Consider the following 24,771-nt stretch of genomic DNA (forward strand, 5'->3'; position numbering starts at 1 on the left):
GCCCTGCAAGCCGTTTTTTTAGTTCCGGATTAGGATTCATACATCATTTTTCTTGTCATTCCGCCATCAATCACAATATTTTCAGCCGTAACAAAGTCGTTTTCAGGATCACATAAATAGATGCAGGCCTTGGCTATGTCAGCAGGTTTACCGACACGGTTTGCCAGGTGCTGCCGGTGGTCGATGTCACGGAGCTGTCCGTAGTCTCCCGTTTCAATCCATCCGGGACTGATTGAATTCACATTGATTCCAAGTTTGCCAAGACTTGCGGCAAGAGCATGGGTTAAGGCCGCAATACCACCTTTTGAAGCCGCGTAAGCTTCCGAATCAGGCTCGGACATAAAAGCTCTGGTAGAAGCTATATTTACAATTCTCCCACCTTCCTTCATCAAACCCGCTGCCTCTTTGGACGCGATAAACATGCTTCTAAGGTTTATATTCAGAATATCATCCCACTCTGCCACAGATAATTCAAAGATGGATTTGAACTTGGAAACTCCAGCATTATTAATTAGGATATCAATGCTTCCAAATGTGTCCATGGCAGTTTTCAGCATTGATTTTATTTGCTCCTCGCTCCTCACATCTGTCTCGACAAAAAGACTAGCCCCTCCTTTTTCTTTTATAATCTTTTCAGTTTCTTTGCCTGCTGCATTTCTTTCAGCAATGATTACGCTCGCCCCAAGCTCGGCAAAGGCAATGGCAACTCCCTTTCCAATACCGCTGCCTGCCCCTGTCACTATGACTGTCTTACCAGTAAATTTCATCTAAACAATCCCTTCCGCAATATACTACTTTATATCATTACCCAGTATTTTAATAAAAATATTCCTTTTTGGTAAGCTCTGTTAAACTTGTCTGTTGATTTCCACTGCAGGCACTCGCTTTCCGCGGGGCGGTCCGAGAGCCTCCTCGGCGTTTACGCCTGTGGGTCTCCCTTGACCCGCTTTGCCCGCAGGAGTCTCGCACCTTCCGTTCCAATCCAACACAGTGGAAAAATCAACAATGATCTTTAACATAGCCTTTTGGTAAAGAATGTGTCATTAAAACAATAGTAGTCAGAAAATTTGATTTTTAGCAAATAACGTCTTTTATCATAAAAACGGCCCTGTAATTTGTTATTTTCCACTGACATTAAAGCTTTCACAGCATTCCTTTTACATCAAAAAAAGAGTTTTCATTAATCGCTAATATCCTTGGTCCTGCATTAAGCTTGTGTTACCGGGAATCCAGGAAGGCATGCTTTCGTCAGGAATGGCTATGGAAAACTTTGATCAAATGGCAGAACAGTATACTCCACTGATCCACAAAATACTAAAAACCTTGAACCTATATAAGGAAACGGAAGAATATTACCAGATTGGATTAATTGCATTATGGGAAGCGGGAGAGAAGTATCGTGAGGATAAAGGCCCTTTCCTGCCTTTTGCTTACTCAATTATAAAAGGCAGGATGTTAAATCAGCTTACTAAGGAAAAAAGGTGGGAAACCGCAGCCGTTTTTATGGAAAAAACGGATGACTTCCTCAATCAATTTCAACAGCACCAAGATACATATTTCCCAAGGGAATCATTAGAAGAAGCCTGCAAATATTTGACCCTCAATCAAAAAAGATGGCTGTCCGGCTTTTATAAAGACCAAAATTTGGACACCATCGCAAAGGAACATTCTGTAACAAAGGACGCAGTTAAATCCTGGAGAAAGTCCGCTTTGAAAAAAATAAAGGATATGCATGGCAAGGCATGATAAAAGAAGGCTCTTTTCTAAAAGATCATTGATTTTTTATAGTTCTGTGAACCTGCCTTATTGTTAAACAGGTTGATTGGAACGTAAGATGCGAGGCTCCTTGATCCACCTGCAAGGCTTTAGACCCTCTAGTCATAAGCCAATCCGTATATGGGGAGAAAAGCACTCCCCCACAGGCGCAGCCTAGGAGGCTCAGGCGCCCGCCCCGCGGGAAAGCGAGCATCCTCACGTTCCAATCACCCCCTTGTTCCATATCAACAAAGTTTGCGAATACAGCATAAAAGAAAGAACCCCTGCTGGTATCCTACGGCATGGGGTTCCTTATTCTTATTGTCCGTTCACATTGTGATTCTAAAAAGTTGGACAAAAAAAGAAGCCAGGATCTTTAACTCCTTGGCTCATCTAAATATTGATAAATCACTTCGCCATTGTGCTGGGCAATTCCACGGAATTGTTTAAAGTCCTCTCTTTTAACAACACACTCTCGAAAGACAGTGAATGCATCTTTGCTGACGGTCACTTCATCTAGTTCTCTGTTTGCAAGCTTCGTCAATATTTCTTCGGCCGATGACTTATCCATTTGTATGACTCCTTTTTGTTTAATATCCGTTATTTTAACATGGATTTTATACGATTACATACAAGATACTTGATTCCTGACTTGATAGCGCTTACTATATGTCTATTAACAACTTACTCTATTTTCGAAAAATAACAAAAACTCCTTTACGAATCCCGAAAAATAGTGCAAACTGTTAATTAATTGTAAACAGATATACATATTACTTTCGATAGAAGGTTGTGATTTTATGAAAAAAGCAGAAGTGGGAAATGTAATTGAATTCCGCGACGGATTGCAGGGTGTGGTTGAAAAGGTCAATGAAAACTCTGTAATAGTTGATCTTACCTATATGGATAACTATCGGGATTTAGAACTGGAGCAAAAGACAGTCGTAAATCACAAAAATTATAAAATTGTTAAAGTTACCGAAAAAGCATAGATCTTTGACGAGGACCTAATGGGGTCCTCCTTTTTATTTATTAGGCTCTTTTCTAAAAGATTGTTGTTTTTTAATAGTTCGGTGAACCTACCCTATTGTTAAACAGGTTGATTGGAACGTAAGGTGCGAGACTCCTGCGGGAGCAGCGGGACAGGTGAGACCCCACAGGCGAAGCCGAGGAGGCTCAGCGCCCGCCCCGCGGAAAGCGAGCATCCTGTAGTGGACATCAACCCCGATGTTCAATAACAACAAAGTTTGCGAAAACAGCCATTTATTAAGATTGGGGAACGCCTGAATGACAGTCATTATAAAAGATAAAATTTTCTGGTCCGGATTGGTTCTTGCTCACCTTGGGATTTTTGCAAGCTATTATTCCGTCCGCGGGTTTTGGGGAACTTATACAGCAGCAAGTGCATGTCTGGCCGTATTTGCCCTATTTGCCGGAGAACCGCGGTCCATACGGTTTCCGTTCAGAAAATTCATGATCGGGATCCTTTCTGGACTGATCCTTTATGGTATTTTCTATGCAGGCCTAACGCTTTTAACATTCCTTAATATCGACCTTGCACAAGCGGCAGATCAGCTTTACTTATTCTACAAGCCGGAAGTTTTATGGCAGTATCTTGTTTTAGTCCTCCTTCTTATTCCTGCTGAAGAACTATTCTGGCGGAGTTTTATCCAAGGAAGACTGTCTCGCCATTTTCCTGGACATGTTTGTATCCTGCTCTCTTCCCTACTCTATACCCTGCCTATGTTTTATTCAAAAAATGCAGCCATGGTGCTGGCAGGTCTTACTGCTGGATTGTTATGGGGAATTCTTTTTCAGCGGACCAGGAGTTTAGGAGTTGTAATCGTGTCTCATTTGACATTTGATATTTTCCTATTGATTCTACTTCCCTTGGAAAGCGGGCAGCATTAAATTACGACCAAATACCCCTTATCAAAATTTTACATTTTTTTTATAATAAGGAAACAGGCTTTTAAATTAATACATTGTAACATTTTGTTCCTGAGGCTCGTCTACTCCTGTAGAAGAATACAAAAATGAAGGGAACGGTCATCTTAGGACTACACATTAGGAGGTTAAAATCATGCTAAAATTCAGCAAAATACTACTCGGAACAGGAATTCTAGCCTTAAGTCTGGCAGGCTGCGGAACGGCAGAACAAGAATCTTCTGCACCAAAAAAAGAAACGGCAGAACACAAAGATCACAATGCAGGCAAGCCTTCACAGGATACTAAGAAAAATCCTGCAACTGAACCGGCTTCCTCCGAAAAACAGAACACGATGAGAGTGATGGAACAAAATTTGCAATATAAAATGAACGGAGCAGACAAACAAGAAACGGCATTCTTAAAAAATAGTGATAATCAGCATTTCTCTATGTATGTCCTTCCTGGTTATGAATTGTCAGCCGAAGAGCCTGGCAAGGATATCGTATTTCTAAAAGATCAGGATAGTGTGTATATGAGGATAGAACTTCTTTCAAATCCAGTCTGGCAGGAAGAAGAGGAAATGGCCAAAGCCCAGCTTATGGCAGTATCCGATAAAATTAGCACTCCCGCCCTTCCCAATTTTGACGTGAAAAATGCAGCAGCATTTGAAGCCTCCAATGATGAGGAAAATGTAACGGTTGTAATCATTAAGGATACTAATAATCCAGTTAAACTGACTATGTTTACAAATAAGGATCAAGATCATCGTTCTGCTATGCTTGAAATGGCCAAAACGATTTTGAAGAAGCCTTCTAACTAGAAGAGGAGGACGGTCTCTAGATAAAAAGCCGCACTTTTTTTGGGGAAAGCTGACTCCCGAAAGGTATAAGAAAACGGCAGCAAAAAGCCTGCGCCGAATACTTATAATATAAGCTAAAACGCCTGTTTTCTTCTACACAGGCGTTTTCTTTTTTGTTCGCCCTGCGCGAAGCCAAATTAAAATAAGGAATAATACACTGATTTTTCCGAAGAGCGGATATAAATAAGAAAGCAAATTTCCGTAATCTATTAAACTTAGGATATAGGAAGTTAAAAAAAGGATTAATAGAATAAAAATAGAAGGAATCTTTATATAGGATCTCAATTGCCGTTCTAATCCAAATAAGTTCCCAATCACTGAAGTAAAAATTTCCCCATAAACGACCATAATATAAATCCAGTAAAAATTGCTGGCTATATGTTTCATGATTTCAGCCGTTGGAATTTCATATTGAAGGACTCCTGGAAGACTGATCAATGAAATGTGACTGGTGATTAAGATCAGTGTGAGGAATAGCCCTCCCATAATTGCGCCTGCTTTAATGGTCTTTTCGTCGCCAATATCGCTGGCTACCGGGACGAGCACAGCCTGTGAAAGCGCAAGATTAAATGCTGTGTACAGGAACGGAGAAGTAACCGGTCCCCAGTAGCTGGTTATGTCAGGAATGGCAAAGAAAACATCCATGATTCCTCCGCCTTTTAGCGACAGTACACACATTAAGATACTAAAAAAAATCATAATGGGCACTACAAAAACATTAACCGCGAATAAGCCCTTGATCCCCCCGAGCAGAACAAGCAAAGAAAGAACCATGGTCAGCACTACTCCAATTGTCTTCGTGATTCCCAGCTGCTCCTGGAAAACGGCTCCTGCTCCTGAAAACATGACAGAAGTGACCCCGAGCAGCATGATAAAAAAAAGTATATTTAATATATGACCAAAGGTTTGGCCAAATATAAAGATATTAAATTCTTCGTATGACTTAGCTCCTGTCTTTAAAGCCAAAAGCATGAGCTTGGTCCCAGTAAAAACAAAAAGAACACCTGCCGCGAGAATGCTTAAGAAGCCTAAAAATCCAAAACGAGTAAAAAACTCCACAATCTCTCTTCCTGTAGCAAACCCGGCACCTACTACTGTGCCAATATACACCGAAGAAATCTGAAAGGCTCCGGTCCATCTAACTTTCATAGATTCTCCCCCTCTAATGTATGTATATGAAGGGAAGATAAGTTTTAGACAAGCTTACACAAGTCTTACCCGCTAAACTTTTTGTTTAAAAAAATGTATTTTTTTACATTTTATTTAAAAAACAAAAGATAATACCAGATAATTCATATAGTGTATGAATTTAAATTGTATAAATGCTGGTCATTCTGTAAAATAAAGAAGAAAAATGCTGGAAATTGTAGAAAGGTATCTAATTTATGGATAAAAATGCCCTAAGGCACAAAAGAAATAAATCATTGATTCAATTTTTATGGATCATAAATATTTTAGATTACTTATTTTATATTTATTATGAGCAGGACTATAAAATTCTCTGGCCGCCTGTTGGATTAATCCTTTGCCTGGCAGTTACCGTTCTCTATTTGACAAAAATGCGCTCAGAATACTTGATGTACCTTTTGCTATTTTCTATATTTGGGTACACGTTTTACCTGAACATGATATATCCAAATTTAATTAATTACTTGTTTCTATACTCAGGCATTATCGTTTCTTCCTTTTACTTAAGCACCGGCCTGCTGGTATTTTCAAGCGCAGCTTCTTTTCTGCTGATGACCATCGTTTATTTTATTAATAAAAATTATACATTCGATTATAGAGGGTATGAAGATTTCCCCTATTTTATATTATTCGGAATTTTCATTTCTACCCTTCTCTTTCTGCTTCTTCGCTTTACCAACAATTTATGGAATAAAGCAGCGGAAAATGAACAAAGAACGAAGAAAGATCTGCAGTCTACCAAATCCTATTTTGAATCACTGTTTACGTATTCAAGGGATGCGATTTGCATATTGGATAGGCAGGGTAACTTCCTGGAAGTGAATGAAGCTTTTCAAAAATTGTATTCTTATTCCTTCAAGGGGCAAAAACAGATGGCTTTCAGTGATTTTTTTACTGCTAATGACGAAATTGTGCTGTGGGATATTATAGATAAGGTAAAATTCGGAGAAAGCATTGGAAGTCTTGAATTGAGAAGGGGATCTTCCCAACATAGTAATGCTATTTTAGGAGAAGCAACGGTCTCTCCGATTTACAGCAGCCATGATGAATTGATTGCCATAGCGGTCATCATCAGGGATATAACGGAAAAGAGACTTATGGAAGAATATATGAGGAACTCAGAAAAGTTAAAAGTGACTGGAGAAATAGCAGCAGGGGTAGCCCACGAAATTCGAAATCCGCTGACAGTTATCGGCGGCTTTATTCAGATGCTTCGGGAGGAAGACGGTCCTAATCGTCACTACTATTCCATTATTCATTCCGAGATTAACAGGATGAATGACATCATCAGTGAATTTCTCATTCTGGCTAAACCCCAGATATATACCCTTAAAATTCAAAATATTAAGGAATTGGCGGAGGAGGTAGTCCTTCTCTTTCAATCTGAATCTAATTTTAAAAACGTAGATGTGCAGTTAACAGCTGCCCCCGAATATCTCCCCATTCTCTGCGAGGGCAATCAGCTTAAGCAAGTATTTATTAATCTGTTGAAAAACAGCTTTGAAGCGCTGCCCGATGGCGGAAAGATACACATTGAGATTGGGAAGGATGAACATGCCACAGAAATAATAATAGAAGATAATGGAACAGGAATCCCTGAACACGTTCTTTCTAATATAGGCAAGCCTTTTTATACCACAAAAGAGGACGGTACTGGCCTCGGGTTTATGATAACTGAAAGAATTATCGAGATGCATAAGGGAACCCTTCAGATTGAAAGTGAAGTGGGCAAAGGCACCCGGGTTCAGATTATTCTTCCTGGCTTCGACAAATGAAAAGAGAGAGCAAAGTCTGGAGGCTGCTGAAAAACTTACGTTTTGAAAATTTGAGGATATAATACAAAATTAAAAAGGCATCCTATCGTTCAATTATGAACAGTAGGGTGCCTTTTTTCCTTGTAATTCTTTAGTTGGATTCTTTCATTAGCGTAAGTATTCGCTTCAGATTTACAGCGAATATCGTCATTGCACCTTGCATTTGCATGCCAAGCAGACCCGACGATGATGCCACATCATACCCGTGTCTATGTTTTAGTTCACTATTCTTCGCTTCAATTTTATAGCGTTCTTTCGCTTTTACTTTAAAGGTTTCGCTATTTTGGAACGCTTCTTGTTCGGTATGTTCTGTGGATTTAATGGTCACAGAATACGTCTTACTTTTTGAACCATCCTTAAAACATCCATCTTTGAAGGGACATACCTTACATTTTTCTATATCAAAGTAATACGTCTGACTCTGGTTCGCCCCTTTACTCTTACCTGTGCGAGCCTTGCGGATCGCCATATGGCCTGCCTTACAAACGTACATACCTGCATCTTTATTAAACTCAAATTCATCTTCTTTTTTTCGTACACCATTCGTGATTAAAGGATGTAATTTTGAAACCAATTGTAATTCATGATTTTTCGCATATTGGATATTGTTTTTCTCTGAATAAGCTGTATCACCAATAACGGTGTCAATTTTCATTCCTGTTTCTAGACTTTTCTCAATTAATTCTTGAAGATATTTGCCATCACTCTTTTCTCCTGTAGTAACGAGTGCAGCTGTAATAATGCGTTCATCATTTATAGCGATGTGTGTCTTATAACCAAAGAAAGAAGAATCCGCCGTTTTATGACCTATGCGAGCATCTGGATCTGCTGATAAGTAAAGTTGCTCATGATGGTCTTCGACCATTTCTTTTAAATAATTGAGTTTCTCTTTAATACTCGGATATTTACGAATTGTTTCCTCTGCTTCGACGGTTTCAATGACTTCGCGACAATAGTTCAGCTCAGCTTCTAAATCATTCGTCGTGTTTTTGGCCGGGAACTTTTCTTTCATTTTTTCATTCACTTGATATACAGCTTTTCTTAGGTTTTTGGATTTCTCCATTAATATTTCTTTAGGTGATTTTTGATTATACCTAGCCTTTGTATGAGTAGCATCAACAATAATCGTTTTACTTTGGATAAGCGCTTTCTCCAGTGTGATTTCGACTGTCTTATGTATGAGCAAGTCCAATAAACCCACGTCTTGAAGGCGGAGTTTACGGAATTTCGTTAGTGAACTTGGATTAATAACAGGGTCTTCCGGTGCCATATCGAGGAAATATTTAACTAAACTTTATGCTGATATTTCCATACTTTATGCTTAAATCCATAAATCGTATGCTTAACTTCTTATGTTTATGCTTCTGTATCGGTAAATATGATTGTTTTTTGCAGGTTATGCTTATTCTCATAAACTCTTGATTAAGCCTGGCAGCGATTGGCTTCTTGCTTAACAAAGCGGCATCAACAAACTTCCCTATAATTCTACCATGCCGTACTTAAGCTTAATGCTGACCATCCTTAACATACCATGGCACCGCACACGCTTACCAAAAGGAATATAAAACAAAGCTTCCCCATCCCTTGAAACTCATGCGGTAATGCACTATACTTTTATGTTCTCTTCTGCCATATCACTCTACACTAAAACATAAACAAAGACCACAGACACCCCGTCCATGGTCTTTGTTTCATCACTTAAAGTGCGGTGTCATCAACTGAATCCAGCCATGCTGAGATTTCACCTGATACGGATTCTACTGTACCTTTCTCAAAAGGGGACTGCAGGTTAGCTGTCTCTACAAGCCTTAAGAACGACTGGCTTCCGCCTTGCTTACAGAGATGCAGATAATCCTGCCATGCGTTCTCCTGGTTTTCTCTGGACCGCTTCCAGAATTGGAACGCACAGATCTGTGCTAAAGTGTAGTCGATATAATAAAATGGTGTGCCATAAATGTGGCCCTGACGCTGCCAGAAGCCGCCTTTTTCAAGGAAGTCCATTCCATCATAGTCGCGGTGCGGCAGATACTTCTTCTCCAGATTCCTCCAGGCTGTTTTTCTTTCTTCAGGAGTGGCTTCTGGATTTTCATATACAAAATGCTGGAATTCATCAACTGCAACTCCATAAGGCAAGAACAATAGTGCCTCACTTAGATGGGTATATTTATATTTTTCCGTGTCTTCTTCAAAGAACAGGTCCATCCATGGCCATGTTAAAAATTCCATGCTCATCGAATGGATTTCGCATGCCTCATACGTTGGCCATGTATATTCCGGTATTTCAAAATCTCTGCTCATATACACCTGGAACGCGTGTCCCGCTTCGTGAGTCAGAACATCGATATCCCCAGACGTACCTGTGAAGTTGGAGAAGATAAATGGAGCATTATAGTTTTTAATAAACGTACAATATCCACCGCCGGCTTTACCTTTTTTAGCAACTAAATCCATTAATCCATCTTCAATCATCATCTGGAAGAATTCTTTAGTTTCCTTGGAAAGTTCGCTGTACATTTTTCTTCCGTTTTCAATAATCCAGTCAGGCTCTCCCTTAGGGTTGGCATTTCCAGATTTGAATTTGAAGCTTTCATCATAGAACTTCAGCTTGTCTACACCTATTCTTTTTGCCTGGCGCTCCCTTAATTTAGTCGCGATCGGCACTATATAGTCCTTTACCTGCTGACGGAAGACCGCCACCATTTCGGCATTGTAATCCGTGCGGGCCATACGGTAATATCCCAGCTCCACGAAGTTTTTATATCCCAGAGTTTTGGCAATCTCTGTTCGTACTTTTACAAGATTATCATAAATTTCGTCCAGCTTATCCGCATGTTCAGACATGAAGCTGTTTCTTGCCTCATTGGCCTTCCTGCGCATATCTCTGTCCTCGGATTCAGCAAACGGCTGGAGCTGTACAAACGTTCTTTCTTCACCTTCAAACATAATTTTTGCTGAGGCCATAAGCTGTTTATATTCAGTGGCAAGCTTATTTTCCCTTTGCTGCAAAGTAATGATTTCAGGAGAAAACGTCTTAAGCTGAGCTTCGGCAAGATCAAACAGCTGACTGCCCCACTTTTCTTCCAGCTGATCTCTGAATTTAGAACCTGTCAGTGCTTGATAATACTTTGAGACATATTCCTCAAGTTCAGGAGCGATCTCATCCAGAAAATCCTGCTCTGCTTTGTAAAATTCATCATTCGTGTCCACCGTATGCCTGATATAACAGATGTTTACCATTGTATCGACATTGCCACGTATTTCATTAATCTGCTCCATAATTTCATTCTGTTCGTCTGCGGACCCAGCATTTGTAAACCGGTCAATAGCAGCAGACAGCTTGTCTTTCACATCTTTGATATCAGGGCGCTTGTATTCAAATTGCTCAAACTTCATATAAAAACACTTCCTTCAATTTAATCCATAACTTATTCTATCATTTGCAGAATAAATCCTTTTAATTTTAGGCTGTTTTCGTAAACTTTGTTGTTAAAGAACAAGGGGGTTGATTGGAACGTGAGGATGCTCGCGGACCTTAGGGGCGGGCGCTGAGCCTCCTCGGCTTCGCCTGTGGGGTCTTACCTGATCGAAAGGCGGAGGACGGTGCTTTTCAAGAAAAGAGCCATCCAAAAGCTAAATGATGATCTTTTTTAATTAGAGGCAAAACGCTAAAAGAAAAGCAGACACCTGATAAAGAAGACTTGCTGATTGGCAAGCGACAGCGAAGACAGAAGCTTAGTAGCCCTTACCACGCTCGTAACGCCACGTCCTGTGGCCCCGCCTGGCTCGCACATCCTGTGCATCGTACGTTAGCCAAGCATAAGACGAGCTGGCTGTGGGGAGTGCCTTTCTTTCCATAGACGGATTGGCTTATGACTCGAGTGTCTCAGCTTGGAGCCGGATCGAGGAGTCTCGCACCTTACGTTCCAATCAACCTTTTTAACAATAGAATAGGTTCACAGAACTTAGTAAAAAACAACAATCTTTAATAAAAATAGCCTAATTTTATTAATCGTCCGGAGGTTTACTGAATGACTGGCTTATCTTTTGCGAAAAATCATGAGGCTCATCCACTCTAATATGAATGGAGTTGACTTTTCTTCTTAATCCAAACACGGTATATGCTGTATATTCACGGTCCAACACCAATTCAAATTGTGGCGGCTCAGGAATGAAATCCTGAACAAACGCTTCAAATATCATGTTTTTTTCCTTCTTAGAATATTTGTCGGCCGGATTAAATTTTCTGAAAGATGAAATGGCTGACACCGGTATTTCAATAAGGCCAGTCATTCCCACCTGAAAAACAACTTTTTCTTCACGGATCCAGATGGCAGAAGATCTTACAGCCTGAATGTGCGCGATCAGAAACACTACAGAAAGGGCATTAAGACCCAAAACGACCCATGCCGCAATTTCATTCCATTGATGAAGCAGGAAATGAAAGCCCGCTGTCTCCAACAGAATCGCATGGATGAGCATAATATGTAAAGCTATGAAACTCGTCTTCTTATGATAGGTAAAACCTGTGTTTTCTGCCCGATTTTTTTTCTGTGTCCACGAAAAGAAAGCATAGTGCCACATGGAAAGATCAAAGCTGATTAAATGAACAGCCTTGCTGTCTGAATAAACTTTAGTCAGAGAGGACTTTAAAGCGATAAGAAAAGAAGGTTCCTCAGATCGTACGGCTCGCCATACTCTTCCAAACTCTGGAAATCTTATCAGGATTCTTGCCAGCAGATAGAATTCCATGCTGAAAAAAATGGCTTCTGATCCAATAACCATCCATTTAATAAAACCAAGATTCTGTCTGTATTCTGGAGGTATGACTAGCAGGGCTGAGCAATATCCCAAGAATACAAAAGCGAATAAGTACTTAATATCTGCCTTTTTCCTTAACCAGCAGAAGTAAATCAAGAGTGGAATCGTGATCATTAAGTCAAAAAATGAGCTTAACGCAGCGGGCTTTGGGACCGGCTGATAAACATCCGTCTTCCAAAGGGCGATATTAGCCACCAGTACAGCCATGATTAAAATCAAGAAGATCTTTTGTCTGCTTTTCCGTAAAGAAACCAGCATATTTCACACCTCCTGCTTCCATTATATAAAAATTAGGAATATTTTCACATAAAAAAAAAGCCTCATGATTCTTTCATGAGGCAGCTCAGCCTATTATTTTTGATTGTCGGCATGTTTTCCAAGTTTTTTCAGTAATTCGATCGCTGTTTGTTTCTCTTCAGCCGATAAAATATTCATTAACTTATCGATCCCCTGCTCGTGTTCAGGAAAGACAGATTCAATAAAACGTTTTCCTTCTTCCGTGATTTGAGCATATGTAACACGCCGGTCCGTCTTACATGCAACGCGGACTAAATAGTTTTTTTGTTCCAATTTATCTACCACATAAGTAATGCTTCCACTTGCAAGCAGAATTTTCCCGCCAATTTGCTGAAGCGGCTGGTCTCCTTTATGATATAGAAGCTCAAGTACAGCGAATTCAGTCGGATTCAATCCCTGCTGTGCAATGAATTTATTAACATGATCATTTATAGCACGATGTGCCCTTGATAATACAATAAACATTTTTAGCGATTGCTGAATGCTTTCTTTACTCACGCATTTCACCGCCTTCAAAAAATATAATAAATTTCGATTATCTCGAATTCAAGACTTATTATAAAAAACTTGTCTCTGTTTGTCAAATGGCCATTACTTTTTAAAAATAGTTAGGTTTATTAAATATTCAAAATTCGGATATTTCGATATAATATTGATTATTGATACAGAACTATTCATTTCGTTTATCCAGAAATACTTCCGACAATCAGGCTTTTGAGCACTTTGGCAAAGCCGCCTAAAAAGGAGACAGTTATGAACACCATCGCAGCAAATATTAAACGCCAGCCAGCCAATCAGCCGCAAACTCTTTATAAAATACTCATTATCTTGGGTCTTTGCCATTTATTAAATGATTCCCTGCAGGCTGTTGTACCGGCTATGTTCCCTATCCTGCAAAAATCCATGTCATTAAGCTACACCCAGCTAGGAATCATAGCTTTCGCACTTAATATGGTTTCTTCCATTATGCAGCCCATTGTCGGCTGGTATACAGATAAAAAGCCTATGCCATTTGCTCTCCCTATCGGACTGACAAGCACTTTGATTGGTATCATTCTTCTTGCCTTGGTGCCAAGCTACACCCTGGTAATCCTGTCTGTTATGTTGATCGGTATCGGTTCAGCCATTTTCCATCCTGAAGGTTCGAGGGTAGCCTATATGGCTGCAGGAACGAAAAGGGGCCTTGCTCAATCCATTTATCAGGTAGGCGGCAATACCGGACAGGCGCTGGCTCCTCTGATTACGGCTCTTGTGCTGGTGCCGCTGGGACAGATCGGCGGTCTCTGGTTTGCTCCAGTCGCCCTTACAGCAGTATTGATGCTTGCGTATATAGCAAACTGGTATACAAGCCAGCTGTCCTTAAATCGCAAGAAGAAAATTCATAGTTCTTCAGAAACTAAACCATTGACGAAAAAAATTTGGATGGCACTTGCAATACTGCTCTTTTTAATTTTTGCCCGTTCATGGTATATCTCTTGTATGACCAATTTTTATGCCTTTTATCTGATTGATAATTATAGTTTCAGCATAAGAGAATCCCAGATTTATATTTTTGCCTTTTTAGCTGCGGGAGCACTTGGAACATTTTTTGGCGGCCCTTTGGCTGACCGGTTCGGCAGAAGGAATGTCATCCTGGCATCCATACTCGGCAGCGCACCGCTGACCATTCTTCTTCCTTATGCTCCTGCACCATTAGCCTTTGTCATGCTCTTATTGACCGGCTTTGTCCTTATGGCAAGCTTTTCAGTAATGGTCGTATATGCACAGGAATTAGTGCCTGGTAAAGTCGGGACCATGGCAGGGCTGACCGTAGGGCTGGCGTTTGGAATGGGGGCAATGGGTTCAGTCGCACTCGGCTCCTTTGCAGATGCTGCCGGAATGCCGCTAACAATCAAATTGGTGGGAATGCTTCCCCTGCTTGGGTTATTGGGCCTTTTCCTTCCATCTGACTTGAACTGGAGGATTGGACAAAGGGAAGTATAATCTCTAAGGACTGACTGCTAAGGGCAGCCAGTCCTTTTTTACATTTTTTGAAATATTCATTCTCTTTATTATCCATTCTACATATACTGAGAGTAAATTTAATCTGAAAGGAGTGAATACCATGACATTATTTCCTGGGTATGGCTACAGGGAATTTTATCAAAGACCACTTCTTCCCATGGGTAAAAAAGACAAAGCATCCTGCCACAGTCTGAACGATATAACATCTACTCATTGGCTGATTGCTTTACAGGGTTTTCCCAAAGAACCTTCATCTGATTTCTACCACTGGAATATATTAGTCTTCCCCACAAATGAAAGCGGTTCCTTTACTTATAAAAAACCATACTACGTTTCTGAATCCTTTTCCTCCTTCCACCAGGCTTATGACTATTCGAAAAGTCTTGCGGACAGTGCAGTAAATGACATGATCACATCACGGCAGCTAACAGAAAGAATCAGCTAAAAAAGCAGAGAAAGCAACAGGCTTCACCTTTCTCTTTTTTACCAGTCTTTGTGAATAAAACTACATAATGTTTAAAGCAGCTCCTTTCTAAAAATAGAAAAGGAACTTTTTTATGTTTTGGCTGCATTTGATGGATGATCAGCCGATTGAGCTGTAGCTTTATTATGCAATGTTGCCTGTTTTTATAAACTGGCATTGAGTGTGCACAACCTACTTACAGCATGTACCAAAAGCCTGCCTACATTCTCCTTTATTGCCCGCATAAACGAAAAGCTGCCCTCATTTCTCCTTTTTCGCTCGCACTAAAAATCTTGTCCTAATTTCTCCTTTTTGCCCGCAAACCGGAAAGTATTGTCCGCAACGCAATTTTGTTCGCAAACTCACCCTTCCCAGCTGCTGAACCATCACCTTTGTAATAAGGTTTTCAGAGCGCGCCCCTTCCCCGTAATATAACTTACATATAAAAAAGCCGATCAGTCAAAGACTAATCAGCCGTTTCGGGTAATCCACCAAATGGTTCATTGCTTTTATGCCAGCCTGAAGACAATTCCGTGTCCACCCTTAGGATATTCCCATTTGATATTTTGATAAGGGCATCCGATCCGGCAGCTGCCGCATTCGTGGCAGCCTTCATAACCTACTTGCATCCTTATTTCTTCCCACTTATATACTTCTGCAGGGCAAAAGAGTGTACATAATTTATCGGGGCAGTGTGTTAAGCAAACATCATGGTCCAGTACGGTCAGATGTGATTTTTTGTCGGCCTTGAAGCGAACCAGATACTGTTTTTCTTCTATGCTGCCAGTCATCGTTATTTCACCGCTTTCCACGCTTTATATACATCTTTGATGAGTTTGATGGTGCCTCGTTCAGAGGTCATCGTTTTAATGATTTGTTTTTGTTTGTCTTTTTTAGAGGTTCCGTCTACTGTGAAGAATTTGCTTGCAGCACGATTTAGCATAGGAACATAATCGCGCAGGAATTGTGGATTATTTTCAAACGTATGTGTGGCATCTTTATATTTCTTCAAATCTTTTATGATAAAACTATTGTATAGCTTATCTTTATATTCCTTTAACGTATCGAGGCTGAAGTCGCCCTTTTTCTTTGCTTCTACAATCGTTTCTGCCGCCATTTTACCGGATGCCATCGCCATATTGGAGCCTTCCCTGTGGATGGCATTAACGAGCTGTGCAGCATCGCCGACCACAAGCACCCCATTTCCTGCGACTTTTGGGACTGAATGGTATCCTCCTTCCGGAATTAAATGCGCCAGATACTCTGCTGCTTCACCTCCTTCAATCAAGGGCTTCACCATTGGATGTGTCTTCAAATAATCCAGCAGATCATATGGTTTCATCCTGGCTTTAATCATGCTCGACAGAGTAGTTCCTACTCCAATATTGACACTCTCTTTGTTGGTATAAATAAAAGCAGTTCCTAAATTTCCTTTCGTAGAGTCGCCAAATATCTCGATTGTGCACCCCTGGTTTTCAGAAAGATTGAACCTCTCATTGATTTTATCTTTGGAAAGATTAATTACTTCCATGACCGTTAAGGCCACTTCATCGGGGCGGAACTCTTTATGAAATCCTAATTGCTTTCCAAGCAGCGAGTTTACACCATCAGCGAGGACGGTTACGTCTGCATATACATCTCCGTCAGGGCGGTCCGTTCTTATTCCAACTACCTTACCATCTTCCACAATACATTCATTGGCAACGGTTTCATTTATGAGCAGGACTCCGGCTTCTACTCCTTTGCCTGCAAACCATTGGTCGAATTTCGCCCTTAATACGGTGAAATTATTATAAGGTTCCTGCGCCCATTCCAGCCCTTTGTAACCAAACGTCACCGTCGATTCTTTATCCATCATCCAAATCCGCTGTTCGATGACCGGGCGCTCAAGGGGTGCTTCCTTCCAAAATTCCGGGATGACTTCCTCCATTTGTTTTCGGTACAGCACTCCGCCCATAACATTCTTGCTGCCGGGATATTCTCCTCTTTCAATTTGCAGGACTTTTAATCCGTTCTTTGCACAAGTATATGCGCAAGAGGTGCCTGCCGGGCCTGCACCAACCACAATTACATCAAATTTTTCAGGCATGAGTCACTTCACCGCCTTTTTCATGAAAAGCCTCTTTAAACTGCTTGATTAAAATCGGAAGGACTTCAAGGGCATCCCCGACAATACCGTATGTGCTGACACCAAAAATCGGAGCGTTGGGATCTTTATTGATTGCAATTATGATTTCAGAGTTCTTCATCCCCACTAGATGCTGAATTGCGCCGGAAATACCTATGGCAAAATAAATTTTTGGAGTCACTGTTTCTCCAGTCTGGCCAATTTGATGATCATGGCTAAGCCAGCCTGCTTCCACCACATCCCTCGTACCACCTACCCCTGCCCCCAGCAGGCCTGCAAGCTCATGGATCAGCCCAAAGTTCCTTTCATCTCCCATTCCTTTGCCGCCGCAGACGATAATATGAGCATCCGCCAGACTCTTTTTTGTTACGTCTTTCACAATTTCTAGTACCTTTGTTCTCATATCTTCTTCACGGATTTCTAACGATTCTTCAATCACTCTGCCTGTTCTGGCTGTATCCCGCTCGAGGGCTTTCATTACTTTTGGACGGACCGTCGCCATTTGAGGACGGTGTTTCTTACATAGAATGGTTGCCATGATATTCCCGCCAAAAGCCGGCCTGCTTGCTTCAAGCAGCCTTTTTTCCACCTCTACATCAAGCATGGTCGTATCGGCGGTCAAGCCGGTACTTAAATCGGTTGCCACTGCGCTTGCTACGTCTTTTCCATTCGGAGTCGCTCCATATAAGAAGATTTCCGGTTTATATTTCTCTGCCAGCAGAATGACACCCTTCATATATGATTCAGTCCGATATTGTTTTAACACAGGACTCTCAACTACATACACTTCGTCAGCACCATAAAAAATAATTTCCTCTGCCAGTTCCCGAACATTGTCCCCCAAGAGTATGCCTGCCAGCGGTACTTCAAGCTTATCAGCAAGCTTTCTGCCAGCGCCCAGCAATTCTAAAGAAACACCTTCTATCACACCTTCATTTTGCTCAACATACACCCATACTCCCCGGTTATCCAGCATTAAAGGTCCACGTCCTTCCTGACTTTTCCCGTTACTCAATTGACGGAAAATAGCTCTTTATTTTGCAGAAGAATATCAATGATCTGTTTGGCTTGATCATCTGCATTCCCATCCAGCATATGACCCCCTTCAGGTTTAGGCGGAGTAAACATTTTACCAACGATGGTTGGAGAGCCTTTTAGACCTAACTGTGTTCTGTCGACATCTTCCAAGTCACTGACAGCCCAGATGATCGGTGTATACCTGGCTGCTTTTATCATATTTGGAAGAGGAGAATACGCAATATCATTGATTTCCTTTTCCACTGTCAATAGGCAGGGCATCTCTGTTTCGATCAATTCATATCCGTTAATAATTTTCCTCTTAATTTTTACTCTTCTCGTATCCTTGTTAATATCACTTACTTCTATTACATTCGTGACAGGAGGGATATCCAGCCTCCTTGCAATGCCTGGTCCTACTTGTCCTGTGTCTCCGTCTATCGCGTGTTTCCCGCAAATGATTAAATCGATCGGTTTTTCTTTGGAAATCCGGTCCAGCGCCTTGGAAAGAGCGTAGCTTGTCGCGAGGGTATCAGCCCCTGCGAAAGCCCGGTCGGTGATTAAATAGCCTCTATCCGCCCCAATTTCTACGCTTTTTTTTATAATATCCACTGCCTGGGGAGGACCCATGGAAAGAACAGAGATTTCTCCACCCGCAGCTTCTTTGATCGATACGGCTGTCTGCACGGCATGGGCATCATAAGGATTGAGGATCGCCGGGGCGCTGCGGCGGTCTAACGTATTGGTTTTAGGGTTTATTTTTATGATTTTTGTATCCGGAACCTGTTTCACGCAAACCACAATATGCATGGATGAGTTTCACTCCTAACTGATGGAAATAAAAACAGCATGTTTATTTCTCTTGTTCTATTCTCTATATATGACATGCCTAAATGTTATATTCCTTCTACAAGTACGAGGGCTAGTACACTTCAAAGGTAGGTACATCCGGCAGCTGACTACCGTTTAAATATTACTTGCATCATATAACATCCTTTATGAGTGGTAATTGGACAATTAAGAGGGTGAATTTAAAATTATGAGGGAGTAGTTGATTTATATGAGGGGTAAAACGGAATTTATGAGGGCTACGAACATTTGAAGCCTATAACCAAATACTTGCATGGTATAAGAGGAATATTGGATAAAAATATTACACTAACCCGGACTGTGGTAAAAACAGAAATGGACATTTTTAAATGAGTTTTTTGTAACGGACCTAGAATTTAATCCATTACACGGAAACAATCATAATTTAGCTTTGAAGGCCCGGAATCCGGTTTGATTATGAGGGGTAAGCGGACTATTAAGATGGTAAATTGAAATTTATGAGGGGTAAGCGGATTTTTATGTGGGGTAAACCGGTATTTATGAGGGGTAATCGGATTTTTATGTGGGGTTAACCGGTATTTATGAGGGGTAATCGGATTTTTATGTGGGGTAAACCGGTATTTATGAGGGTAATCGGATTTTTATGTGGGGGAAACCAAAATATATGAGGATTTAAAGATTTTATGGGATTGCCGCTTTTTATGGATTACCAGCTATCCGTACTATCCCATTATCGTTTATAGACACCTATTTTGACAGCTTAAAAACAACAAATAAAGAGGACAAAACCATCAAGTTTCATCCTCCTTATGATCAAGCTAAAAAGACGGCTCCATATCCTAAAGCCCCCATGATAACAAACGCTGGATGGACTTTGAACTTTTCCATTAATAGAAAGCTTGCGGCTCCAAGAAACAGGGTCTGCCACAAACCAATATCCAGATATGAGCCTTCTAGAAACTGATAAGTCATCACGCCAAGCATTACTGCGATAGCTGGCCTTACAAATAATGTTAATTTCTTTACTTTTGGTGAATCCTTGAACTTATATAATAGGCTGATTAAAGCGATCAGCATGATCAAGGAGGGGGCAACTGTTGCGAATTCTCCTACAGCCACGCCCAGGTAACCGCCCTCTTGATAGCCGATATAGCCTGCCATTTTTGTAGCAATAGGCCCGGGAAGTGAGTTTGCGAGTGCGAGTACTTCACTGAATTCCTTTGTTGTGAGCCAGCCATACCGGTCCACCACTTCATTTTCAATCAATGGGATAGAAGAGGGGCCGCCGCCATAGCCCAGGATTCCTGGTATGAAAAAAGCTAAAAAGATTTTCCACTGTATAATCATACCATCTTCCTTTCTGAAGCAGCAGCTACTTCCTCAGCCGTTTTATTTTTTTCTACCTTCTTTACGGGTGACAGCAGCGCCCATGCGAGGAGCCCGGCAATTAGGATTCCTGGATGAAGTCCAAGAACTTCCATGATCACAAGGCTCGCCGCCACAAGTACCAGGTTCACTTTCCAGCCGAGCCCCTTCTGTCCATTTTTATAAAACTGCCAGGCCAGAACTGCAAGCATTACCGCGACTACCGGCACAACTGCCTTTGTCATTCCAAGAACCCAGGCTTGGTCTTTATATGCTGATAGGGACGACAAAACCAGAATCATGAGGAATATAGTCGGGATGATAGAGGCAAGTAAAGCATTTACCAGACCTGCATAGCCAGCAACCTTATATCCAATATAACCAGCCATCTTGGTTGCGATCGGTCCAGGCAGAGTATTTGCCAGGGCAAGCACATCGCCGAACTCTTCCTCACTCATCCACTTGTATCTATCTACTACTTCTTTATGCACCAGCGGGATGGAGGAGGGGCCGCCTCCGTAACCAAGCATGCCCACTCTAAAAAAGGCTAAAAATATATGCCAATGTTTCATGATTGATCAAATCCTTTGTTGTTCATATACCAAGAGTCTACCATACCGCAATAAATCCGTCTGTTCTCGGCTCCGTCCCGCCGTGAAGGACTCCGTTATCCGGATTCCTCCAAATAATCTGTCCTCTGCCGAATCCGCCTGTATCTGCTGCTACCTTAATATCGTGGCCTTTTCTGATCAGAGCCTCCACAATGTGCTGAGGAAGCGAACGTTCGACTTCAATGGTCTTTCCTTCTATCCACTGCCATCTTGGTGCATCAAGGGCAGCCTGAGGATTCAGTTGAAAATCGATCGTATTCATGATTACCTGAACATGTCCCTGAGGCTGCATATAACCGCCCATTACCCCAAATGGCCCTACAGGCTTACCGTCTTTTGTCAGGAATCCAGGTATAATTGTATGATATGTCTTTTTACCTGGTTCAATCCTGTTTTCATGCTCTGGATCAAGCGAAAAGTCTGCTCCGCGGTTTTGCAGGGCTATACCGGTTCCGGGAATCACGATCCCAGACCCAAACCCCATATAATTGGATTGAATGAATGAAATCATATTCCCTTCTTCATCTGCAGCTGATAAGTAAACCGTCCCGCCTTTTGGAGGTGTACCCGGCTCAGGAGTCAATGCTTTTTCTCCAATAAGATTACGCCGTTGCTTGGCATATTCTTCACTTAATAGCCGTTCAACCGTAACACTCATTTTATCCTGCTGCGTGATATACTTCTTGCCGTCGATGAATGCCAGCTTCATGGCTTCAATCTGTTTATGATAAGTATCCACGGAGTCTTTTTCTGAGAACTCATATCCTTTTAATACATTCAGAGCCATCAAGGCAACGAGACCTTGGCCGTTCGGGGGAATTTCCCAGACATCATAGCCACGATAGTTCACGCCGATCGGATTTACCCATTCAGGCTCAAAACCTGCAAGATCTTCTTTTCTGATAAAGCCTCCATGCTCTCTTGAAAAGGCATCGATTTTTTCCGCTATATCACCCCGATAGAAGGATTCCGCGTTAGTTTCACCAATTTCACGAAGCGAAGCGGCATGGTCTGGAGACTTCCAGATTTCTCCGATTTCAGGCGCTCGGCCTTCCGGTGTAAAAGTTTTAAACCAGTTTTCATACTCTTTTCCTTTAAATCTGTCTTTAAAAATTTCGAACGCCCTTTTCCAGTACTTCCCTAAAACCGGGGAAATAGGAAAGCCGTTTTCTGCGTATTGTATGGCAGGCTCAAGTACTTCTTTTAATGGAAGCTTTCCAAACCGCTTGGACAATGCTGCCCATGCACCCGGTGCTCCGGGAACTGTAACCGGAACTAATCCAAACTTAGGCATCTGTTCATGTCCTAAATTCTTTACTGCTTCAGCAGATATAGTTTGCGGTGCAGAACCGCTTGCGTTGAGTCCATATAATTCACCTTTTGTCCAGACAATGGCGAATGCATCTCCGCCAATTCCATTGGATGTCGGCTCAACAACCGTTAAACAGGCTGCTGTAGCAATCGCAGCGTCAATTGCATTACCACCCTTTTTTAAGATATCCAGCCCTGCTTGTGCAGCGAGGGGCTGGCTCGTTGCTACCATTCCCCGGCGGCCGATGGTTTCCATCCGCTGAGAAGAATAAGGATAGGATAATGATTCGTAGGTCGGCATAATATTCTCCTTTTGTGTCATTTAGTTAATCCTATGTATAAGAGGTAAAAACATTCAAGGTAAAAGTGTACGGCAGAGAGACTCATAAACCGCCTTTCTGCCTGGGACTTTATTATTTCTTCATTTATTGTGACATGCAATGTAGTGCCCGTCTTCAATTTCCCTCCAGGCAGGACGCTCCATTTTACAGCGTTCTGTTGCCAGTGGACACCTCGTGTGAAAGGCGCAGCCTGGCGGCGGGTCGGTCGGGCTTGGAAGATCGCCTTGCAGACGGATTCTTTCACGCTTCTTCCCAACAACTGGGCGGGGGATGGCAGACAGCAGGGCCTCAGTATAGGGATGTGTTGGGTTTTCGTACAGCTTTTCAACGGGGGCCAGTTCTACCATCTGCCCAAGGTACATGACAAGCACGCGGTCACACAGGTGACGGACAACTCCCAAATCGTGGGAAACAAACATATAGGTAAGCCCATGTTTCTGCTGCAGATCTTTCAGCAATTTAATAACCTGGGCCTGAACAGATACATCCAAAGCTGATACCGGTTCATCGCAGACAATAAACGATGGATTTATGGAAATAGCCCTTGCAATTCCGATTCTTTGGCGCTGGCCGCCCGAAAACTCATGCGGATACCGGTCATAATGCTCTTCCTTTAATCCAACTTCCTTCAATAACTGTACGACTTTTGACCGCCGTTCAGCCGCCCCGAGATCCGTATGAATGATTAATGCTTCTTCAAGGGCATCCCCGATTCTTTGTTTCGGATTTAAGGATGCATAAGGATCCTGAAAAATCATCTGCATTTCCCGCTTGTACGGCTTGAGCTGCTTTGCGGTTTTTCCCGTAAGATCGTCACCTCTAAACTTCATGACCCCATCAGTCGCCGTTTCAAGTCCAAGGATGGTTCTTCCTAAAGTGGATTTTCCACACCCGGATTCTCCGACTACTCCAAGAGTTTCCCCTTGGAAAATGTCGAGCGTAATTCCATCAACAGCTTTCACATGACTTTTTACAGTCTGAAAAATACCGCCTTTGATGGGATAGTGTTTTTTTACATTTTCTATGCTATACAACACTTGTCGGCTGGTAGTTACGGTACTCATTCTGTTCCACCTCCTGGAGCCAGCATCTTACTGCATGATTTTCGTTCCTTGATGTACGGATCGGTGATTGCTGCAGACATTTTTCCATAGCGTGCGGACAGCGGGGATTAAACCGGCAGCCGCTGATCTGCTCATTAAGGTTGGGCAGAGTGCCTGGAATAGGGTTGAGCTTGAAATGCGGATCATCCACATTAGGAACGGATGACAATAGACCTTTTGTATATGGATGCTGAGGGTTGTTGAAGATTTCTTCAACTGTTCCTTCTTCAATGATTTCTCCTGCATACATGACAATCACTCGATCTGCCACTTCGGCAACTACTCCCATATCATGTGTGATCATGATCAGGCTTGTTTGGAACTCGTCTTTCAAATCATTCAGCAGGTCAAGAATCTGTGCCTGAATGGTCACATCTAAGGCTGTAGTCGGTTCATCAGCAATCAGCAGCCGTGGATTGCATGCAAGGGCAATGGCAATCATTACCCGCTGGCGCATTCCGCCTGAAAGCTCGTGAGGATACTGTTTCATTCTTTTTTCTGGCAGCGGGATCCCAACCTGCTTCAACAGATCAATTCCTTTTTGAATGGCTGCTTTTTTAGAAAGCTTCCGATGGATCATCAGAGGTTCACACAGCTGAAAACCAACTGTAAATGTTGGGTTTAAAGCCGTCATAGGCTCCTGAAAAATCATTGAAATGTCATTCCCGCGGATTTTTCTCATTTCATCATTTTTTAACTGCAAGAGATTTTTCCCGTCAAAGTTTATCGATCCTTCTGATCTGGCATTACCGGCAAGAAGCCCCATTATGGAAAGTGCCGTAATGCTTTTGCCGCATCCGGATTCACCTACGACACAAAGTGTTTCACCCTTCTTTAATGAAAAAGAAATGCCGCGAACGGCAGATACTTCACCGTTCGCAGTCTTAAATTTGGTCATTAGATTATCTATCTCTAATATAGTCTGGGCCATCATGTA

General features: G+C 41.8%; 22 protein-coding genes and 1 pseudogene. 7 read left to right on the top strand and 16 right to left on the bottom strand.

The features are described 5' to 3' along the window. Window positions 1-29 precede the first annotated feature (29 nt). On the bottom strand, window positions 30-767 hold the full coding sequence (locus CUU66_RS15700) for an SDR family NAD(P)-dependent oxidoreductase (protein WP_101643822.1): 738 nt from the start codon (window positions 765-767) through the stop codon (window positions 30-32). Between the two features lie 493 nt (window positions 768-1,260). Between CUU66_RS15700 and CUU66_RS15705 the strand changes: the two genes are divergently transcribed. Further along, window positions 1,261-1,746: a sigma-70 family RNA polymerase sigma factor gene (locus tag CUU66_RS15705; protein ID WP_180955307.1), complete on the top strand. Its 486-nt coding sequence runs from the start codon at window positions 1,261-1,263 to the stop codon at window positions 1,744-1,746. A 385-nt stretch (window positions 1,747-2,131) separates the two neighbouring features. Here the strand turns inward: CUU66_RS15705 and CUU66_RS15710 are convergent, their stop codons facing one another. Continuing rightward, window positions 2,132-2,326 carry a hypothetical protein gene (locus CUU66_RS15710; protein WP_101643826.1) on the bottom strand — a complete coding sequence of 65 codons (195 nt, stop codon included), beginning with the start codon at window positions 2,324-2,326 and terminating at the stop codon, window positions 2,132-2,134. 229 nt (window positions 2,327-2,555) lie between these two features. Here CUU66_RS15710 and CUU66_RS15715 point away from each other — a divergent pair, with 229 nt between their 5' ends. From CUU66_RS15715 to CUU66_RS15725, 3 genes are all read left to right on the top strand, one after another. Continuing rightward, on the top strand, window positions 2,556-2,747 hold the full coding sequence (locus tag CUU66_RS15715) for a YkvS family protein (protein ID WP_101643828.1): 192 nt from the start codon (window positions 2,556-2,558) through the stop codon (window positions 2,745-2,747). Window positions 2,748-3,042: 295 nt separating this feature from the next. After that, window positions 3,043-3,666, top strand: coding sequence for a CPBP family intramembrane glutamic endopeptidase (locus CUU66_RS15720; RefSeq protein WP_101643830.1), 624 nt, complete (start codon window positions 3,043-3,045; stop codon window positions 3,664-3,666). A 172-nt stretch (window positions 3,667-3,838) separates the two neighbouring features. Beyond that, window positions 3,839-4,504 (top strand): hypothetical protein, encoded by a 666-nt coding sequence (locus CUU66_RS15725; protein ID WP_101643832.1) that lies wholly within the window; start codon window positions 3,839-3,841, stop codon window positions 4,502-4,504. Between the two features lie 132 nt (window positions 4,505-4,636). On the opposite strand, the gene CUU66_RS15730 is transcribed toward CUU66_RS15725, so the two are convergent. Then, window positions 4,637-5,692: a YkvI family membrane protein gene (locus CUU66_RS15730; protein ID WP_101643834.1), complete on the bottom strand. Its 1,056-nt coding sequence runs from the start codon at window positions 5,690-5,692 to the stop codon at window positions 4,637-4,639. A gap of 236 nt (window positions 5,693-5,928) precedes the next feature. Here CUU66_RS15730 and CUU66_RS15735 point away from each other — a divergent pair, with 236 nt between their 5' ends. Further along, on the top strand, window positions 5,929-7,506 hold the full coding sequence (locus CUU66_RS15735) for an ATP-binding protein (protein WP_101643836.1): 1,578 nt from the start codon (window positions 5,929-5,931) through the stop codon (window positions 7,504-7,506). 130 nt (window positions 7,507-7,636) lie between these two features. Here the strand turns inward: CUU66_RS15735 and CUU66_RS15740 are convergent. The 4 genes and pseudogenes from CUU66_RS15740 to CUU66_RS15755 all read right to left on the bottom strand — a co-directional run. Further along, window positions 7,637-8,830, bottom strand: a pseudogene (locus tag CUU66_RS15740) (IS1182 family transposase); the annotation flags it as partial. Between the two features lie 413 nt (window positions 8,831-9,243). Beyond that, window positions 9,244-10,938: a M3 family oligoendopeptidase gene (locus tag CUU66_RS15745; RefSeq protein WP_101643838.1), complete on the bottom strand. Its 1,695-nt coding sequence runs from the start codon at window positions 10,936-10,938 to the stop codon at window positions 9,244-9,246. 612 nt (window positions 10,939-11,550) lie between these two features. Continuing rightward, window positions 11,551-12,621 carry a hypothetical protein gene (locus tag CUU66_RS15750; RefSeq protein ID WP_101643839.1) on the bottom strand — a complete coding sequence of 357 codons (1,071 nt, stop codon included), beginning with the start codon at window positions 12,619-12,621 and terminating at the stop codon, window positions 11,551-11,553. A gap of 93 nt (window positions 12,622-12,714) precedes the next feature. Next, window positions 12,715-13,125, bottom strand: coding sequence for a MarR family winged helix-turn-helix transcriptional regulator (locus CUU66_RS15755; protein WP_180955312.1), 411 nt, complete (start codon window positions 13,123-13,125; stop codon window positions 12,715-12,717). 288 nt (window positions 13,126-13,413) lie between these two features. Between CUU66_RS15755 and CUU66_RS15760 the strand changes: the two genes are divergently transcribed. Continuing rightward, entirely contained in the window at window positions 13,414-14,643 is a 1,230-nt protein-coding gene (locus CUU66_RS15760; RefSeq protein ID WP_101643843.1) for an MFS transporter, read from the top strand. A 121-nt stretch (window positions 14,644-14,764) separates the two neighbouring features. Then, window positions 14,765-15,109: a hypothetical protein gene (locus CUU66_RS15765; RefSeq protein ID WP_101643846.1), complete on the top strand. Its 345-nt coding sequence runs from the start codon at window positions 14,765-14,767 to the stop codon at window positions 15,107-15,109. A 527-nt stretch (window positions 15,110-15,636) separates the two neighbouring features. Here CUU66_RS15765 and CUU66_RS15770 read toward each other — a convergent pair. The 9 genes from CUU66_RS15770 to CUU66_RS15810 all read right to left on the bottom strand — a co-directional run bounded on the left by CUU66_RS15770 (window position 15,637) and on the right by CUU66_RS15810 (window position 24,765). Beyond that, complete coding sequence (locus tag CUU66_RS15770; protein WP_101643848.1) at window positions 15,637-15,918, bottom strand: ferredoxin family protein; 282 nt, start codon at window positions 15,916-15,918, stop codon at window positions 15,637-15,639. A 2-nt stretch (window positions 15,919-15,920) separates the two neighbouring features. Beyond that, the gene (locus CUU66_RS15775; protein ID WP_101643850.1) at window positions 15,921-17,216 is read right to left on the bottom strand and encodes an FAD-dependent oxidoreductase; all 1,296 of its coding nucleotides are present in this window, start codon (window positions 17,214-17,216) and stop codon (window positions 15,921-15,923) included. Continuing rightward, window positions 17,209-18,231: an electron transfer flavoprotein subunit alpha/FixB family protein gene (locus tag CUU66_RS15780; protein WP_101643851.1), complete on the bottom strand. Its 1,023-nt coding sequence runs from the start codon at window positions 18,229-18,231 to the stop codon at window positions 17,209-17,211. The genes CUU66_RS15775 and CUU66_RS15780 overlap by 8 nt, the downstream gene beginning before the upstream one ends. A 35-nt stretch (window positions 18,232-18,266) precedes the next feature. Further along, entirely contained in the window at window positions 18,267-19,082 is an 816-nt protein-coding gene (locus CUU66_RS15785; RefSeq protein ID WP_101643853.1) for an electron transfer flavoprotein subunit beta/FixA family protein, read from the bottom strand. Between the two features lie 834 nt (window positions 19,083-19,916). Next, complete coding sequence (locus CUU66_RS15790) at window positions 19,917-20,447, bottom strand: chromate transporter (protein WP_101643937.1); 531 nt, start codon at window positions 20,445-20,447, stop codon at window positions 19,917-19,919. Then, a complete protein-coding gene (locus tag CUU66_RS15795) occupies window positions 20,447-21,040 on the bottom strand; it encodes a chromate transporter (RefSeq protein ID WP_180955308.1) in 594 nt (197 codons plus the stop codon). The genes CUU66_RS15790 and CUU66_RS15795 overlap by 1 nt, the downstream gene beginning before the upstream one ends. Window positions 21,041-21,077: 37 nt before the next feature. Further along, a complete protein-coding gene (gene ggt, locus CUU66_RS15800) occupies window positions 21,078-22,712 on the bottom strand; it encodes a gamma-glutamyltransferase (protein WP_374703005.1) in 1,635 nt (544 codons plus the stop codon). Window positions 22,713-22,811: 99 nt separating this feature from the next. Continuing rightward, complete coding sequence (locus tag CUU66_RS15805; RefSeq protein ID WP_101643859.1) at window positions 22,812-23,795, bottom strand: ABC transporter ATP-binding protein; 984 nt, start codon at window positions 23,793-23,795, stop codon at window positions 22,812-22,814. After that, window positions 23,758-24,765 carry an ABC transporter ATP-binding protein gene (locus CUU66_RS15810; protein ID WP_101643939.1) on the bottom strand — a complete coding sequence of 336 codons (1,008 nt, stop codon included), beginning with the start codon at window positions 24,763-24,765 and terminating at the stop codon, window positions 23,758-23,760. Before CUU66_RS15810 ends, CUU66_RS15805 begins: the two co-directional genes overlap by 38 nt. Window positions 24,766-24,771 lie beyond the last annotated feature (6 nt).

Origin of the sequence: Peribacillus deserti (assembly GCF_002863585.1) — a bacterium.
Lineage (GTDB): Bacteria > Bacillota > Bacilli > Bacillales > DSM-1321 > Paraperibacillus > Paraperibacillus deserti_A.

Coding starts and splice junctions, on each gene's coding strand:
- CUU66_RS15700 (WP_101643822.1), bottom strand. CDS start 767: ATGAAATTTACTGGTAAGACAGTCATAGTGACAGGGGCAGGCAGCGGT.
- CUU66_RS15705 (WP_180955307.1), top strand. CDS start 1,261: ATGGAAAACTTTGATCAAATGGCAGAACAGTATACTCCACTGATCCAC.
- CUU66_RS15710 (WP_101643826.1), bottom strand. CDS start 2,326: ATGGATAAGTCATCGGCCGAAGAAATATTGACGAAGCTTGCAAACAGA.
- CUU66_RS15715 (WP_101643828.1), top strand. CDS start 2,556: ATGAAAAAAGCAGAAGTGGGAAATGTAATTGAATTCCGCGACGGATTG.
- CUU66_RS15720 (WP_101643830.1), top strand. CDS start 3,043: ATGACAGTCATTATAAAAGATAAAATTTTCTGGTCCGGATTGGTTCTT.
- CUU66_RS15725 (WP_101643832.1), top strand. CDS start 3,839: ATGCTAAAATTCAGCAAAATACTACTCGGAACAGGAATTCTAGCCTTA.
- CUU66_RS15730 (WP_101643834.1), bottom strand. CDS start 5,692: ATGAAAGTTAGATGGACCGGAGCCTTTCAGATTTCTTCGGTGTATATT.
- CUU66_RS15735 (WP_101643836.1), top strand. CDS start 5,929: ATGGATAAAAATGCCCTAAGGCACAAAAGAAATAAATCATTGATTCAA.
- CUU66_RS15745 (WP_101643838.1), bottom strand. CDS start 10,938: ATGAAGTTTGAGCAATTTGAATACAAGCGCCCTGATATCAAAGATGTG.
- CUU66_RS15750 (WP_101643839.1), bottom strand. CDS start 12,621: ATGCTGGTTTCTTTACGGAAAAGCAGACAAAAGATCTTCTTGATTTTA.
- CUU66_RS15755 (WP_180955312.1), bottom strand. CDS start 13,125: ATGTTTATTGTATTATCAAGGGCACATCGTGCTATAAATGATCATGTT.
- CUU66_RS15760 (WP_101643843.1), top strand. CDS start 13,414: ATGAACACCATCGCAGCAAATATTAAACGCCAGCCAGCCAATCAGCCG.
- CUU66_RS15765 (WP_101643846.1), top strand. CDS start 14,765: ATGACATTATTTCCTGGGTATGGCTACAGGGAATTTTATCAAAGACCA.
- CUU66_RS15770 (WP_101643848.1), bottom strand. CDS start 15,918: ATGACTGGCAGCATAGAAGAAAAACAGTATCTGGTTCGCTTCAAGGCC.
- CUU66_RS15775 (WP_101643850.1), bottom strand. CDS start 17,216: ATGCCTGAAAAATTTGATGTAATTGTGGTTGGTGCAGGCCCGGCAGGC.
- CUU66_RS15780 (WP_101643851.1), bottom strand. CDS start 18,231: ATGCTGGATAACCGGGGAGTATGGGTGTATGTTGAGCAAAATGAAGGT.
- CUU66_RS15785 (WP_101643853.1), bottom strand. CDS start 19,082: ATGCATATTGTGGTTTGCGTGAAACAGGTTCCGGATACAAAAATCATA.
- CUU66_RS15795 (WP_180955308.1), bottom strand. CDS start 21,040: ATGAAACATTGGCATATATTTTTAGCCTTTTTTAGAGTGGGCATGCTT.
- ggt (WP_374703005.1), bottom strand. CDS start 22,712: ATGACACAAAAGGAGAATATTATGCCGACCTACGAATCATTATCCTAT.
- CUU66_RS15805 (WP_101643859.1), bottom strand. CDS start 23,795: ATGAGTACCGTAACTACCAGCCGACAAGTGTTGTATAGCATAGAAAAT.
- CUU66_RS15810 (WP_101643939.1), bottom strand. CDS start 24,765: ATGGCCCAGACTATATTAGAGATAGATAATCTAATGACCAAATTTAAG.